This window comes from Nocardioides stalactiti, assembly GCF_014180715.1.
GTDB classification, from domain to species: Bacteria; Actinomycetota; Actinomycetes; order Propionibacteriales; family Nocardioidaceae; genus Nocardioides; species Nocardioides stalactiti.
The window spans coordinates 1-13,757 of sequence record NZ_JACEFC010000114.1 but is presented as its reverse complement, the minus strand read 5'-3'; the positions used below and the strand labels follow the sequence as shown (position 1 = coordinate 13,757).

General features: G+C 71.0%; 15 protein-coding genes. 8 read left to right on the top strand and 7 right to left on the bottom strand.

Going from position 1 to position 13,757, the window contains the following annotated elements; genetic code table 11:
* Both H0487_RS18420 and sfnG read right to left on the bottom strand, forming a co-directional pair.
* Positions 1-913 (bottom strand): acyl-CoA dehydrogenase family protein (locus H0487_RS18420; protein WP_183095692.1); only part of this gene is annotated, 913 nt, incomplete at its 3' end.
* Positions 910-2,037, bottom strand: coding sequence for a dimethylsulfone monooxygenase SfnG (sfnG, locus tag H0487_RS18415; protein WP_183095691.1), 1,128 nt, complete (start codon positions 2,035-2,037; stop codon positions 910-912). The genes H0487_RS18420 and sfnG, both read right to left, overlap by 4 nt.
* Positions 2,038-2,218: 181 nt before the next feature.
* Here sfnG and H0487_RS18410 point away from each other — a divergent pair, with 181 nt between their 5' ends.
* From H0487_RS18410 to H0487_RS18400, 3 genes are all read left to right on the top strand, one after another.
* Positions 2,219-3,133, top strand: coding sequence for a LysR family transcriptional regulator (locus H0487_RS18410; RefSeq protein ID WP_183095690.1), 915 nt, complete (start codon positions 2,219-2,221; stop codon positions 3,131-3,133).
* Positions 3,134-3,209: 76 nt separating this feature from the next.
* Positions 3,210-5,204, top strand: a complete 1,995-nt coding sequence (locus tag H0487_RS24380; protein ID WP_183095689.1) for an LTA synthase family protein — start codon at positions 3,210-3,212, stop codon at positions 5,202-5,204.
* Positions 5,205-5,432: 228 nt separating this feature from the next.
* The gene (locus H0487_RS18400) at positions 5,433-6,080 is read left to right on the top strand and encodes an HU family DNA-binding protein (protein ID WP_183095688.1); all 648 of its coding nucleotides are present in this window, start codon (positions 5,433-5,435) and stop codon (positions 6,078-6,080) included.
* A 93-nt stretch (positions 6,081-6,173) separates the two neighbouring features.
* On the opposite strand, the gene cofC is transcribed toward H0487_RS18400, so the two are convergent.
* Complete coding sequence (gene cofC / locus H0487_RS18395; RefSeq protein ID WP_183095687.1) at positions 6,174-6,806, bottom strand: 2-phospho-L-lactate guanylyltransferase; 633 nt, start codon at positions 6,804-6,806, stop codon at positions 6,174-6,176.
* 95 nt (positions 6,807-6,901) lie between these two features.
* On the opposite strand from cofC, the gene H0487_RS18390 reads away from it, so the two are divergent.
* Positions 6,902-7,657: a lysophospholipid acyltransferase family protein gene (locus H0487_RS18390; RefSeq protein WP_183095686.1), complete on the top strand. Its 756-nt coding sequence runs from the start codon at positions 6,902-6,904 to the stop codon at positions 7,655-7,657.
* Positions 7,654-8,655 carry an NAD(P)H-dependent glycerol-3-phosphate dehydrogenase gene (locus H0487_RS18385; protein ID WP_183095685.1) on the top strand — a complete coding sequence of 334 codons (1,002 nt, stop codon included), beginning with the start codon at positions 7,654-7,656 and terminating at the stop codon, positions 8,653-8,655. Before H0487_RS18390 ends, H0487_RS18385 begins: the two co-directional genes overlap by 4 nt.
* On the opposite strand, the gene H0487_RS18380 is transcribed toward H0487_RS18385, so the two are convergent.
* A complete protein-coding gene (locus H0487_RS18380; RefSeq protein WP_183095684.1) occupies positions 8,636-9,721 on the bottom strand; it encodes a trans-sulfuration enzyme family protein in 1,086 nt (361 codons plus the stop codon). The genes H0487_RS18385 and H0487_RS18380 overlap by 20 nt on opposite strands.
* Before the next feature lie 24 nt (positions 9,722-9,745).
* On the opposite strand from H0487_RS18380, the gene H0487_RS18375 reads away from it, so the two are divergent.
* Positions 9,746-10,870, top strand: a complete 1,125-nt coding sequence (locus tag H0487_RS18375) for a D-alanine--D-alanine ligase family protein (protein WP_183095683.1) — start codon at positions 9,746-9,748, stop codon at positions 10,868-10,870.
* A 24-nt stretch (positions 10,871-10,894) separates the two neighbouring features.
* Here H0487_RS18375 and H0487_RS18370 read toward each other — a convergent pair whose 3' ends face one another.
* Positions 10,895-11,383: a DUF3515 family protein gene (locus H0487_RS18370; RefSeq protein ID WP_183095682.1), complete on the bottom strand. Its 489-nt coding sequence runs from the start codon at positions 11,381-11,383 to the stop codon at positions 10,895-10,897.
* Entirely contained in the window at positions 11,362-11,598 is a 237-nt protein-coding gene (locus H0487_RS18365; RefSeq protein WP_183095681.1) for an Lrp/AsnC family transcriptional regulator, read from the bottom strand. The genes H0487_RS18370 and H0487_RS18365 overlap by 22 nt, the downstream gene beginning before the upstream one ends.
* A 134-nt stretch (positions 11,599-11,732) precedes the next feature.
* On the opposite strand from H0487_RS18365, the gene H0487_RS18360 reads away from it, so the two are divergent.
* Positions 11,733-12,692, top strand: a complete 960-nt coding sequence (locus tag H0487_RS18360) for a thiamine-phosphate kinase (protein WP_183095693.1) — start codon at positions 11,733-11,735, stop codon at positions 12,690-12,692.
* A gap of 145 nt (positions 12,693-12,837) precedes the next feature.
* On the opposite strand, the gene rpmB is transcribed toward H0487_RS18360, so the two are convergent.
* The gene (gene rpmB / locus H0487_RS18355) at positions 12,838-13,023 is read right to left on the bottom strand and encodes a 50S ribosomal protein L28 (RefSeq protein ID WP_149727880.1); all 186 of its coding nucleotides are present in this window, start codon (positions 13,021-13,023) and stop codon (positions 12,838-12,840) included.
* Positions 13,024-13,149: 126 nt separating this feature from the next.
* Here rpmB and H0487_RS18350 point away from each other — a divergent pair.
* Positions 13,150-13,757 (top strand): DAK2 domain-containing protein (locus H0487_RS18350; RefSeq protein ID WP_183095680.1); only part of this gene is annotated, 608 nt, incomplete at its 3' end.

The following is a 13,757-nucleotide window of genomic DNA, read 5'->3' as shown; positions in this document are numbered from 1 at the left end:
GGGGGCCCTCGGCGGCCCGTTCGACGCCGGCGTCGGGGTAGGGCCGGCTCTTCGTGGTCACGAACTCGGCGGCGTCGGCGAGGGCGGCCCGGGCGATGCCCGCGTCGATCGCGGCGTGGAGGAGCTGCGCGAAGGCGCCGAACGTCTGCGGGCGCTCGAACGTCGGGGAGTACGGCGTGATGAGGTCGGTCGACACCCGGACGCCGTCGAGCCGGACCGTGCCGCTGGCCGTGGTCCGCTGGCCGAAGCCGTCCCAGTCGTCGACGACCGTCACCCCGGCGCTCTTCCGGTCGACCCATGCGACGTGGAGGGGGCCGTCCTCGTCGAGGTGGGCCAGGACGGGGATCCAGTGCGCGAAGAGCGCGCCGGTGCAGTAGCCCTTGGTGCCGTCGAGCACCCACTCCGACGCACGCGTCGGACCGGAGCCGAGCCGAGGGCCGATCGGCCGCAGGGTCGTCCGGTGGTCCCGCACGTGCTTCGAGCCGATCTCCGACTGGGCGTTGCCGAAGCGGGCACCCGAGAGCACGTCGCCGAACAGCCGCTCCTTCTGCTCGTCGGTGCCCTGGTCCCGCAGCACGTTGACGTAGACGAAGTGGCTGTGGGGGATCTGGGCGACGTTGGGATCACCGGTGGCGATCAGACGGACCACCTCGGCGAGCGTCTCGGCACCGAGGTCGGGTCCGCCGTACTCGCGGGGCACCGTGACGGCGAGCAGGCCCGAGGCGGAGAGCTGGTCGAGCTGCTCGACCGGGAGGATCCGGTGCCGGTCGCGCTCGGCGGCGCCGGCCGCGAAGCGCGCGCCGAGGTCGCGGGCCACCTCGGTGGCCTGGCGGGCTCCGAGGACGGGCACCTCGGGGACGTCCCGCTCGAGCGGCTGGGCGAGGTCGTCGAGGGACTGTCGCAGCGCGGTCATCCGACGCGCTCCAGCTCCGCAGCCTCGAGCTCCCGGACGATCGGGAGGACCTCTCGGCCGAAGTACTCGACGTCCTCGAGGTAGTGGAGGAAGCCGAGCAGGAAGAGGTTGACGCCGCGCCGCTTGTACTCGAGCATCCGGGTCGCGATCTGCTCGGGCGTGCCGATGAGGCCGGTCCGGAAGCCGTCGTTGTACTGCACGAGGTCGGCGAACTCCGAGTCCTGCCACATCCCCTTGCCGTCACCGGTGCTCTGGCCGGCCTGCTTGACGGCGCCCCCGAAGCCCTCGACCGCCTCGCGGTCGGCCTTGTCGACGATCTCCTTGAGGACGTCGCGGGCCTCGGCCTCGGTGTCGCGGCCGATGAGGAACCCGTTGACGCCGAACTTCACGGTGCGGCCGTGCACGGTGGCCACGTCGGAGACGTCGCGGATCTGCTCGCTGATGCCGTCGGGGGTGTTGCCGTTGGCGAAGTACCAGTCGGTGACGCGACCGCCCATGCCGCGGGCGTCGGTGGAGTTGCCGCCCATGAAGATCTCGGGGTGCGGCCGCTCGGGGGAGATCACCGGCTTGGGCTTCAGGTCGAAGTCGTGGAGCCGGTAGAAGTCGCCGTTGAGCTCGGCGTGCTCGCTGGTCCACAGCTCGCGCACATAGCGGATGAACTCCTCGGAGCGGCGGTAGCGCTCGCCGTGCTCGAGCCACGGCTCACCGAGCTTGGTGAACTCGTCCTTGAACCAGCCGCTGACGACGTTGATCGCGGCGCGACCGTCGGAGAGCTGGTCGGCGGTCGCGATCCACTTCGCGAGGACGCCGGGGTGCCAGAGGCCGGGGTGGATGGCGGCGATCACCTTGAGGCGCTCCGTGGCGAGCAGCAGCGCGAGACTGAAGGCGGTGGACTCGTGCTGGTACGCCGCGCCGTACGACGCGATGTAGCGGACCTGGGAGAGGGCGTACTCGAAGCCATTGTCCTCCGCGAGGCGGGCGAGCTTCTTGTTGTAGTCGTAGCCCCAGTCGGTGCGCTGCTCGATCTTGCTGACGACGAGGCCGCCGCTGACGTTGGGGACCCAGTAGGCGAACTTGAGCGGAGTCGCGATCGACGTGGGGTCCACGGGTGGGTAGGCGGGCATCGGTGCTCCTCGGTGGTGTCCAGATTCGGCGTGTTGGCTTTGTCTATCAAGTTACTAGAGTTAGAGTCCTGCACAAGGACCCGCTGGCAGGTGTCCCGGATCGGTCGATCGGGTCGCCCTGTCACAGCAGGTGGCCACATCAGGCGGTCACCGCAGAGGCTCACAGCAGAAGGCGGACGGCATGCGGATCGAACAGCTCGAGTACCTCGCGGCGGTGACCCAGCACGGGTCGCTGCGACGCGCCAGCGAGAAGCTCCACCTCTCGCAGCCGGCGCTCAGCGAGTCGGTGACCAAGCTCGAGCGCGAGCTCAGGGTGACGCTCCTGGACCGGCGTCGTACCGGCGCCCGGATCAGCCGGGAGGGCCGTGAGCTGCTGCCCTACATGGAGGAGGTGCTCGCCGCGGTCAGCCGGCTGCGTGCCGCCGCGGGTGACCAGCGTGCCGACAGCAGGTTGATCCGGCTCGGCACCGTGCACGCCGCCACCGCGACCCTGCTGGTGCCGGCGGTCCGCACCTTCCAGGCCACCCGACCGTCCGCCGCCGTCGAGGTGCTCACCCTCCAGCAGGCCCAGATCGACGAGGGTCTCGCCGAGGGCAGCCTCGACCTCGGACTGGTCAACGTGCTCGACGGCGACGACCCGCCCGCGGGCCTGGTCGGGACCGACCTCCTCCACGGACGTCCGGTCGCCGTCCTCCCCGCCGACCACCCGCTCGCCGCCCTCACCCAGGTGAGCGTCGAGGACCTGCGTCGCCAGCGGTTCGTGATGATGCGGTCGGGCTACCTCATGCACCGCTACGTCCACCGCATCTTCGGCGGCGACCTGCCGCGTGCGTGCCACAGCACCGACGGTGCCGAGATGGGCAAGGCGCTGGTCGCCGAGGGCCTCGGGGTGACCGTGCTTCCGGACTACAGCGTGCTGGGAGATCCGCTGCACCGGGCCGGGCTCATCGTGACCCGCCCGATCGCGGGCGACCCGACCGTGGTGACCCTGGTGGTGCGCCAGCGCACGACGCTGCCCGTCTCGCTCCAGGTCCGCGAGCTGCACGCCGCGCTGCTGGCCCGAGCCGGGGAGTACCGCGCGGCCCAGGCATCCTGAACTGAGCCCGGTCCGCCGGTCTCGGCACGCGCCGCGAAGGCGGTGATCCGCGTCCCGGCAACTTACGATTCACCTTGTGTCCACCTCGTCCGTCGCCGACCCCCCGGTGCCCGACGAGGAGCCGACCGAGGAGCCGGCCGACCAGCCGCAGGCCGAAGTCGCGGGAGAAGAGACGGTCGACGAGTCGTCGACGCGCACACCTCGGGGCGTCGGCGTCGTCCTCCGGCGCGGCACCGCGGTCTCCCTGCTCGTCGCGGCGGTCCTGACCCTCGTCCTCGAGGTCTCCACGCTCTGGAACGGCGACCCGCGCTGGATCAGCGACCAGTTCATCACCTACGTCGGCTACTACGTCGACACCCTGGTGGTCTGGCTGGTGCTGCTCCTCCTCTGGTCGGTGATCGGACGGCTGTGGTGGGCGATCGGCGTACTGACGGCGCTGGTGCTGCCGATCGCGGCGGCCAACAGGATCAAGATCAGCCTGCGTGAGGAGCCGATCTACCCCAGTGACGTCGAGTTCCTCAGCGAGCCCGGCTTCCTCAGCACGATGGTGTCGCCAACCAAGGCCGTGCTGCTGCTGGTGGCTATCGCGCTCATCGTGGCCGCCTGCGTCTACGCCGGACATCGGATCGCCCGTCACTACCCCCGTCCGTCGCTGCGCTCGCTCCCGCGCCGCCAGGCCTGGTCGCTCGCGGCGCTCCGGCTCGGCGTGCTGGTGCTCACGGCGACGCTGCTGTTCCAGACCACCAAGTTCAACGAGCCCGGCAACGTGTGGCGCAAGCTCTACGAGGTCCGCGGCGAGCACTGGCGGTACTGGAACCAGAAGACCAACTACCGCAGCAACGGCTTCGTGGGCGGCCTCCTCTACAACATGCCGATCGCGGCGATGGCCGAGCCGCCGGGCTACGACGAGGCCGCGATGCGCCAGGTCGCGCTGCGATACGCCGCCGAGGCCGACCTCATCAACGCCGACCGCACCGGCACCCTCGACGACGTCAACGTCGTCCTGGTGCTGAGCGAGTCGTTCACCGACCCCACCGCGCTCGAGGGCTTCGAGCTCGAGCGCGACCCGATCCCGCGCACCCGCGCGACGATGGGCCAGACGACCTCCGGCACGATGCTCGCCCAGCTGTACGGCGGCGGCACGGCCAACATGGAGTTCGAGACGCTCACCGGCCAGTCGATCGCACTCTTCCGGCCGCAGATGGTCTCGCCGTACCAGATGCTGGTGTCGGACTACGCGAGCTATCCCTCGGCCGTCGGGTGGTTCCGGTCGCAGGGCCACAAGGCCATCGCGATCCACCCCTACATGGTGGGCCTCTACAAGCGCGAGCAGGTCTACGCGACCCTCGGCTTCGAGGAGTTCATCCACGACACGTCGATGCAGTCGACCGAGAAGATCGAGGACAACCCCTACATCGACGACGCGGCCGCCTACGACGAGGTGCTGCACCAGATCGACGCCAACGACGATCCGCTGATGATCAACCTCGTCACGATGCAGAACCACATCCCGGTCGACGGTCACTACGACGACCCGATCGAGGTGAGCGGTGTCGGGGGTGACCAGGCCGACCGGATCGGCCAGTACGCACGCGGGCTCGAGCACAGCGACGAAGCGCTCGAAGCCTTCCTTGCCGAGCTGCGTGCCAGCGACGAGAAGTCCGTCGTCCTCTTCTACGGCGACCACCTGCCCGGCATCTACGACGGCGACGTCAAGGACGCGAACAAGGGCGGGCTGGGGCTCTACCAGACGCCGTTCCTCGTCTGGAGCAGCGAGGGCAACAAGCCCGAGCCGGTACCGCTGACGAGCCCGGCGTTCTTCCTCCCCCTCGTCTACCGGGTCGCGGATGCGCCGGTCCCGCCGTACCTCGCCCTGCTCGACCGGGTCCACGACCGCATCAGTGCGTTGCAGCAGGGTCGGATCGTCACCAGCGACGGGGCCGAAACCCCCGAGGAATCGTTGGATCCGGAATCCGCGCAATTGCTCGGGGACCTTCGTCTCGTGCAGTACGACTTCTCCATCGGAGAGCGTTTCGCAGTCGATCAGATGTGGCCCGGAGCGACCGAATAGCGCGTCGCCCGTCGCTGCTTGAAATTCACTGCCGACATCGCAGATGTGACGAATGGGGCGCGAAATGGGCGAATTCGGCCCTTCTCGGCGAAAAAACACGCGGCATTCCGCGCGTGGTGATTGTGAGGTCGGCCACGAGTGCCTAGCGTGCCGAGGAAGGAAGCCGGGCGGGGGCCCGGCGATAGACGGCCCAGGGGCCGCCCGGCAGCCCTGGCGGAAGGACAAGTAGTGAACAAGTCTCAGCTCATCGACGAGCTCGCAAAGCGTTATGACGGCAACCGCAAGGCTGCTGCCCAGGCGCTCGATGCGGTGCTTGACACCATCACCCGCCAGGTCGCCAAGGGCGAGAAGGTCGCCATCACCGGCTTCGGGTCTTTCGAAAAGGCGGTGCGCAACGCGCGCTGGGTCCGCAACCCGCAGACCGGTGACCGCGTCAAGACCAAGAAGAAGTCGGTCCCGAAGTTCACCGCGGGTGCCGACCTCAAGAACGTCATCTCCGGTGCCAAGAAGCTGCCGGCCCTGCCGAAGCCGGCCAAGAAGGCCGCCGCTCCGGTGAAGGCCGCGGCGACCAAGGCCGCGGCGCCGGCCAAGAAGGCTGCTGCTCCGGCGAAGGCTGCTGCCAAGAAGGCTGCTGCTCCGGCGAAGGCTGCGGCCAAGAAGGCTGCTCCGGCCAAAAAGGCGGCTCCGGCGAAGAAGGCTCCGGCCGCCAAGAAGGCCGCACCGGCTGCGAAGAAGGCCGCTCCGGCCAAGAAGGCGGCTCCGGCGAAGAAGGCTCCGGCCGCCAAGAAGGCCGCACCCGCTGCGAAGAAGGCCGCTCCGGCCAAGAAGGCTCCGGCCAAGAAGGCTCCGGCCAAGAAGGCCGCTGCCAAGAAGTAGCACCACTCCGCTCGAAGGCCGTCCTCCTCGCGAGGGCGGCCTTCGGCGTTCTCGCCGTCGGGCCGACGCCTGGTCGGGACAGGGAATCGGTGGCTAGCCGAGGCCGAACGCGGCCAGCGCGGCGCTCGTGGCCGGTCCGACACCGAGCGTCACCGCTGCCCGCAGGCTGACGATGTCGTCGACGTCGTGGCGCAGGCCCGGAAGGTCGCCGGCGACCGGCGCGGCTCCGGCGGCCTCGTGCGCCGCGGCGGAACCGACGCCGAAGTGGGGCGCGAAGTCCCCGTAGGACGCGGTGTAGAGCGTCGTACCGGTCCCGTCGGCGTCGGCGACGTACGACGTCCGCGTGGTCGTCGTCGCCAGCGCTGCCGCGAGATCCTCGGCACGCAGGGCCGGCAGGTCGGCGCACAGGGCGACCGGACGCAGGTCCGGCCACCGGCGGGCTGCCTCGGCGACGGCCTGGACCAGCGCCTGGTTGAGACCGCTGCTCCCATCGGGACAGGCCGCGGCCCCCAGCGAGGTCAGGGTCGCTGCGAATTGCGCGTCGTCGGTGGTCACCAGCACCTGCGCGACACCAGGTGTCCCCAGGCAGGCCGTGACCGTGTCGGTCGCGAACGCCGTCGCCAGCCCGACCCGCTGCTCGACAGGTACGCCGACGAGGCGGGTCTTGCCGATCCCCGGCGGCTTCACGGGGATCACGACGACGTACCTGCTCCCGTCCGCGACCACGGGTCGATCCTGTCAGGTGGGGCCTGTGGGCGGTGACGACACCCGTCCCGCGTCCTGCCCCGTGGGGGAGGTCACCTGCCGGTAACCTGCACCCCGTGAGGGTGCGCAAGGTGCAGGAGAAGCGCAGTTGGGCCATCAACGTGGCGGTCGGCATCATCAAGCCGACCCTGCTCGTGTCCACGAAGCGCGAGTGGATCGACGGTGACAAGAACTTCCCCAGCGAGGGCGGCTTCGTCATCGCGCTCAACCATCTCTCCCACGTCGATCCGTTGACCTCGGCGCTGTTCGTCTACGACCACGGACGGATCCCGCGGTTCTTGGCGAAGGCCGGGCTCTTCAAGAACAAGCTGCTCGGCGGCTACCTGAGGTCGGCCGGGCAGATCCCCGTCGAGCGCGAGACCAGCGGAGCGGTCGGCGCCTACGCCGCCGCCGTCGCAGCCGTACGACGCGGGGAGTGCGTGATCATCTATCCCGAGGCCACGATCACCCGCGACCCCGACCTGTGGCCGATGCGCGGCAAGTCCGGTGCGGCGCGGATCGCTCTCGAGGTCGGCTGCCCGGTGGTGCCGGTCGGGCAGTGGGGCGCGCAGGAGATCCTGCCGCCGTACACGAAGAAGCCGTACCTGTTCCCGCGCAAGAAGATCGTCGCCCGGGTCGGTCCGCCGGTCGATGTCACGGACCTGGCGGCCAAGCAGCCGCGGACGGCCGAGGTCGTCAACGAGGCGACCGACCGCATCATGGCGGCGATCACCCACCAGCTCGAGCTGATCCGCGGGGCCGATGCCCCGGACGAGCGCTACGACATGCGCGTGCACGGCGATCGGTTCAGGAACCGGAAGGAAGCGTCATGAGCAAGGTCGCAGTGATGGGCGGGGGCTCGTGGGGCACCGCGTTCTCGATGGTGCTGGCCGACGGGGGCAACGACGTCTGCATCTGGGCCCGGCGCGAGGAGGTCGCGGCCTCGATCAGCGAGCGGCGGGAGAACACCGACTACCTGCCCGGCATCGAGCTGCCGCGCACGGTGACCGCGACGACCGACCCGGAGCGCGCGCTCGCCGGTGCCGATGTCGTGGTCCTGGCGGTGCCGTCGCAGTCGCTGCGCACCAACCTGCCGATGTTCCTGCCCTACCTCGAGCCCGACGCGGTCCTGGTGTCGCTGATGAAGGGCATCGAGCTCGGCTCGCTGGAGCGGATGAGCGAGGTGGTCCAGGAGGTCGGCGACATCGACCCCGGTCGGATCGCGGTCGTCAGCGGGCCCAACCTGGCCAAGGAGATCGCCCGGCGCGAGCCCGCGGCCTCGGTGGTCGCGTGCGCCGACGAGGACGTCGCGACCATGCTCCAGAAGCGGTGCCACTCGCCGGCGTTCCGCCCCTACACGAGCGTCGACGTCCTCGGCTGCGAGCTGGGCGGCGCCTACAAGAACGTCGTCGCACTCTGCGTCGGCATGGCCGTGGGCCTGGGCTTCGGCGACAACACGACGGCGTCGCTCATCACGCGCGGCCTCGCCGAGACCGCGCGCCTCGCGATGCGGCTCGGCGCCAACCCGCTCACGTTGATGGGCCTGGCCGGGCTCGGTGACCTCGTCGCGACCTGCTCCTCGCCGCTCTCGCGCAACCGCACGTTCGGCGAGAAGCTCGGCCTCGGCATGACGGTCGAGGAGGTCTATGCCTCGACCCGTCAGGTCGCCGAGGGCGCCAAGTCCTGCTCGTCGATCCGCGCGCTCGCGGAGAAGGCCGGCATCGACGCCCCGATCGCCGAGCACGTCGACGAGGTCGTGGCCGGCCGGATGACCACATCGGAGATGATGACGGCGTTCATCAGCCGCGACCCTAAGGCCGAGCTGAACTGAGTGCTCGGCTGAGGTCGGCCCAGAGGTCCTCGACGTCCTCGATGCCGACCGACATCCGCACCAGGCCCTCGGGGATGGTGGCGGCCTCGGCCTTCCAGCGCCGACGGCGCTCGAGCGTCGACTCGACGCCGCCGAGGGACGTGGCGTGCACCCACAGCCGTACGTCGTGGGCCAGCAGGTCCGCGGCCGGGGCGCCGCCGCCGAGGACGGCCGCCACGATCGCGCCGAAGCCGGGGTAGCGGACCTCCTCGATCGCGGGGTGGTCGGCGAGCCGGCGCGCGAGCTCGGCGGCGTTGGCCTGGGCGCGGTCGAGGCGGACGTGCAGGGTGCGCAGGCCGCGTAGGGCCAACCAGGTCTCGAACGGCCCGGGGACTGCACCCACGAGGTCGCGGCGTCCCTTGAGCGCCGCGTGGACCTCGTCGTCGGCCGTCACCAGAGCGCCGAGCTGGACGTCGCTGTGACCCGCGAGGTACTTCGTCGCCGAGTGGACGACGATGTCGGCGCCGAGCGCGAGCGGCTGCTGGAGCAGGGGAGTGGCGAACGTGTTGTCGACGACGACCCGGATGCCGAGCTCGTGGGCGGCCTGCGCCAGCGCGGGGATGTCGGCGATCTCCAGCGCCGGGTTGGTCGGCGACTCGATCCACAGCAACGCGCAGTCCTCGTCGGCCCGCATCGCCGCGACGACCGCATCGGTGTCCGCGATGTCGACCAGGGTGCCGTGCAGGCGCTCCCGCGACTCCAGGTCCGCCAGCGCCATGACGGTGCCGCTGTAGGAGTGGCGCGGGGCGACGACGCCACCGCCCTGGCCGACCAGGTCGAGGACCGTGGTCGCCGCGGCCATCCCGGAGGCGAACGCCAGCGCCCGGCCGCCCTCGAGCGTGCCGAGGACCTCCTCGAACGCCGACCAGGTCGGGTTGCCGTACCGCCCGTACTCGAGGTCGCCGGTCGCGACATAGGTGGACGCCATCGTGATCGGCGGGTTCAACGGGGCGTCCGGCTCGTGGGCCGGGCGGCCGGCCGTCACCGTGATCGTCGCCGGGCGCAGGTCGGAGGCAGGTTCGGACATGGCACAACGGTAGGGTCGTGGCCGATGAATGCTCCCACCGGTCGCCGTATCCGGGTCGCCGTCGTGTTCGGCGGCCGCTCCTCCGAGCACGCCATCTCCTGCGTCACCGCAGGCAGCGTGCTCCGTGTGCTCGACCGTGAGAGGTACGACGTCATCCCGATCGGCATCGCGCCCGACGGTCGCTGGGTGCTCGAGGCCGACGACCCGGACCGGCACGCGATCACCGCGCCCGACCAGCTGCCGTCGGTCGACGGCGACCGCTCGCCGGTCACCCTCACCCGCACCGGCTCGGGCACCGAGATCGTCGTCAGCGACGCGGCCGCACCGCCGCAGGCGCTGGGCGACGTGGACGTCGTCTTCCCGCTCCTCCACGGACCGTGGGGCGAGGACGGCACCATCCAGGGCATGCTCGAGATGGCGGGAGTCCGCTACGTCGGAGCCGGCGTCCTCGCCTCGGCCGTCAGCATGGACAAGGCCTACATGAAGGTCGTGCTCGCTGCGGCCGGCCTGCCCGTGCTGCCGTGGACCACCGTCACCGCCCGCGAGTGGGAGGCCGACCCGGCACCCGCCCGCGCGCGGGTCGCCGCCCTCGGCTACCCGGCGTTCGTGAAGCCGGCGCGGGGTGGCTCGAGCATCGGCATCTCCAAGGCACACGACGCCGGCGAGCTCGACGCCGCGGTCGAGGCGGCGCTGCTGCACGACCCGAAGGTCCTCATCGAGGTGTCGGCCGAGGGCGCGCGGGAGGTGGAGTGCGGCGTCCTGGAGTCCCTCGACGGCGGCGTCGACACCACGGTGCCGGCCGAGATCCGGATCACCGGCGACCACGAGTTCTACGACTTCGAGGCCAAGTACCTGCCCGACGAGGCCACCGAGCTCGACGTCCCTGCCGTCCTCCCCGAGGGCAAGACCGAGGAGCTGCGCGCGCTGGCCGCCGAGGCGTTCCTCGCCGTCGGCTGCGAGGGTCTCGCCCGGGTCGACTTCTTCCTCATGGCCGACGGCTCGCTCGTCGTCAACGAGCTCAACACGATGCCCGGCTTCACCCCGCTGTCGATGTTCCCGCAGATGTGGGCGGCGACCGGTGTCGACTACCCGGCGCTCGTCGACCGGCTGATCGCGTTGGCGATGCAGCGCGGCACCGGGCTGCGCTGACCGGCCTGGCGGCCGGGGCGGGGGCTAGAGGCACTCGCCGCCGACGTCGCGCAGGTCGAGCACCAGCGGGGCGAGCTCGGCCATGACGGCGGCGGAGGCGTCGGGCCAGTAGTCGTCCGGGATGACGACACGGACCCGGGGCCGGCTCCACGCCGAGGTCAGCGTGATCTCGCGCGGCTCGTCGCCGTACTGGTCGGCGGGGATGTACCACCGCGCGCCGTCGGCGATCTCGCACGACGCTCCCGGCCCGAACCCCTCGGGCTCGTCGACCCCGCAGGTCACGACGATCGCCGGGTCGCCGTAGGCGGGCGCCGGCGCGTCGGCGGGCTCGATCTCCACCCGGTCCTCGTCGGCGAGGGTGTCGGGCAGGTCGTCGGCGAACGCCGCGCAGGCGTCGGCGTCGGCGCCGTCGAGGTCGGGTACGTCGACCTCGACCGGCCCGCAGGAGGTCAGGAGCAGCGGACCTGTCAGCAGGCCCGCGACGACCAGCCTCAGATGTGCACCACGGGGCACGTCAGGGTGCGGGTGATGCCGTCGAGGTTCTGGACCTTCGACACGACCAGCTTGCCGAGCTCGTCGACGTTGCGCGCCTCGGCGCGGACGATCACGTCGTAGGGGCCGGTCACGTCCTCGGCCATGGTGACGCCCTTGACCTCGGCGATCGCCTTGGCCACCTCGGCAGCCTTGCCGACGTCGGTCTGGATCAGGATGTAGGCCTGCACCACCATTGGTCGCCCTCCTGGGGTCTCGCGGTCAAAGAACGCCTCAACCTACCGTGCCGAGGCCGCTACCGCCTCTTCGGCGAGGTCGCTGGTTGGATGGTCGGGTGCCCGATGCGTCTTCCCCCGACCTCACGCCCGACATCACGTTGGCCGATCTCGGTGAGTTCGGTCTCATCGACCACGTCACCCGGATCGTCGCGGAGGTCGCTCCTGGAGGGGAGGTCCTCGTCGGGCCGGGCGACGACGCCGCGGTGCTGCGGGTGCGCCGGGGGCACGTCGTGGTCTCCACCGACCTGATGGTCGAGGGACGGCACTTCCGGCAGGACTGGGCCGACGCGATCGACGTCGGCCACCGGGCCGCCGCGCAGAACCTGTCCGACGTCAACGCGATGGGCGGCCGGGCCACCTGGCTGACGGTCGGCTTCGCCGCGCCTGCGTCGCTGCCCGCCCGGTGGGCGCTGGAGTTCGTTCGCGGCTTCGCCGAGGAGTGCGCCGCCGTCGGGGCCGGGGTGGTGGGTGGCGACGTCACGACCAGCGACAAGATCACCGTCGCGGTCACGGTCATGGGCGCGTGCACGGTCTCGCCCGTGCTGCGCTCCGGGGCCTCGGCCGGCGACGCGGTCGCGCTCTGCGGGCGCCAGGGCTGGGCNTGGGCCGCCGGCGGGCTGGCCGTGCTCGGGCGCGGGTTCCGGTCCCCGCGCGTGCTCGTGGACGCCTACCGGCGTCCCGTCCCGCCGTACGACGCCGGTCCCGCGGCCGCCGAGGCCGGGGCGACCTCGATGATCGACGTGTCCGACGGCCTGCTCGCCGACGCGGCCCACGTGGCGCGCGCGAGCGGGGTCGGGATCGACATCAGCACCCGGACGCTGGAGGTGGCCGAACCGCTGGTCGCCGTCGCCAGCGCCACCGGCGCCGACCCGCTGTCGTTCGTGCTCGGCGGGGGAGACGACCACGCGCTGCTGGCGACCTTCCCGCCCGGGACCTCGCTCCCGGAGGGCTGGACCCAGATCGGCACCGTCACCGACGCCGGCGCCGACGGACCCGCGGTGACCGTCGACGGGGCGCCGTACGACGGCCCCACCGGCTGGACCCACTTCTAACGCGAATCCGGACCTTCCTGGCTCGAATCCGGACCTTCCTGGGTCGAAACCGGAAAAATCAGAAACGGCCGCACATGACATGCGGCCGTAACTCCCGTCTCGCGACAGGTAGGTCCGGATTCGACCCAGGTAAGTCCCGATTCGGCTAGCGCGAGACCTTGCCGGCCTTGATGCAGCCGGTGCAGACGTTCATGCGCTTCGGGGTCCCGTTGACCACGGCGCGGACGCGCTGGATGTTGGGGTTGAAGCGGCGCTTCGTGATCTTGCGCGACCACGGCCGGTTGTTGCCGAAGCCCGGCTTCTTGGCGCAGATGTCGCAGACGGCGGCCACGGTTGACTCCTACGGATCGGTTCTGACTTCACGTTCGAGGGTCGCCCCCAAAAGGGCAACCGGAACAGATTAGCCGACGACACGCGTCACCCAGAAATCGCCGCTGCGGGCACTACATTGACCCCCATGGCAGGCGGCATCGAGCTCGACACGGTGCTGCGCTTCGTGGACATCGCCGTCGACGCGTTGTCCGAGACGCGCGAGGAGATCGACGCCCTCAACGTCTATCCGGTGCCCGACGGCGACACCGGCACGAACATGTACCTGACCATCGCTGCTGCCCGCGACGCGCTCCGCGAGGTCCCCGGAGCCCCGCTGCGGGCCGCGCTCAACGCCTTCGCTCGTGGGGCGCTGCTCGGCGCCCGCGGCAACTCCGGGGTGATCCTCAGCGAGATGCTGGGTGCGATCGCACGCCGGATCGCGACGGCCGCGCCCGAGGACCGCAACGCCGCGGTCATGGCCGACGCGCTCCAGCAGGCGACCGAGGCCAGCTATGCGGCCGTCGGGGAGCCGGTCGAGGGCACCATGCTGACGGTGGCGCGCGCCGCCTCCGACGCCGCCGTCGGGGCGCTCTCGAATCCCGACGCCCGCACCGGAGACGTCCTCCGGGCCGCGGCGGGGTCGGCCCGCGAGGCGCTGGCCCGGACCCCGGAGCAGCTCGAGGTGCTCGCCCGGGCCGGTGTCGTCGACGCCGGCGGCCGCGGGATCTGCGTGATCCTCGACGCCGCCGAGAC

What these genes read in the sequence shown, in the direction of transcription:
- sfnG (WP_183095691.1), bottom strand. Translation starts at nt 2,037, where the DNA reads ATGCCCGCCTACCCACCCGTGGACCCCACGTCGATCGCGACTCCGCTC.
- H0487_RS18410 (WP_183095690.1), top strand. Translation starts at nt 2,219, where the DNA reads ATGCGGATCGAACAGCTCGAGTACCTCGCGGCGGTGACCCAGCACGGG.
- H0487_RS18385 (WP_183095685.1), top strand. Translation starts at nt 7,654, where the DNA reads ATGAGCAAGGTCGCAGTGATGGGCGGGGGCTCGTGGGGCACCGCGTTC.
- H0487_RS18380 (WP_183095684.1), bottom strand. Translation starts at nt 9,721, where the DNA reads ATGTCCGAACCTGCCTCCGACCTGCGCCCGGCGACGATCACGGTGACG.
- H0487_RS18375 (WP_183095683.1), top strand. Translation starts at nt 9,746, where the DNA reads ATGAATGCTCCCACCGGTCGCCGTATCCGGGTCGCCGTCGTGTTCGGC.
- H0487_RS18365 (WP_183095681.1), bottom strand. Translation starts at nt 11,598, where the DNA reads ATGGTGGTGCAGGCCTACATCCTGATCCAGACCGACGTCGGCAAGGCT.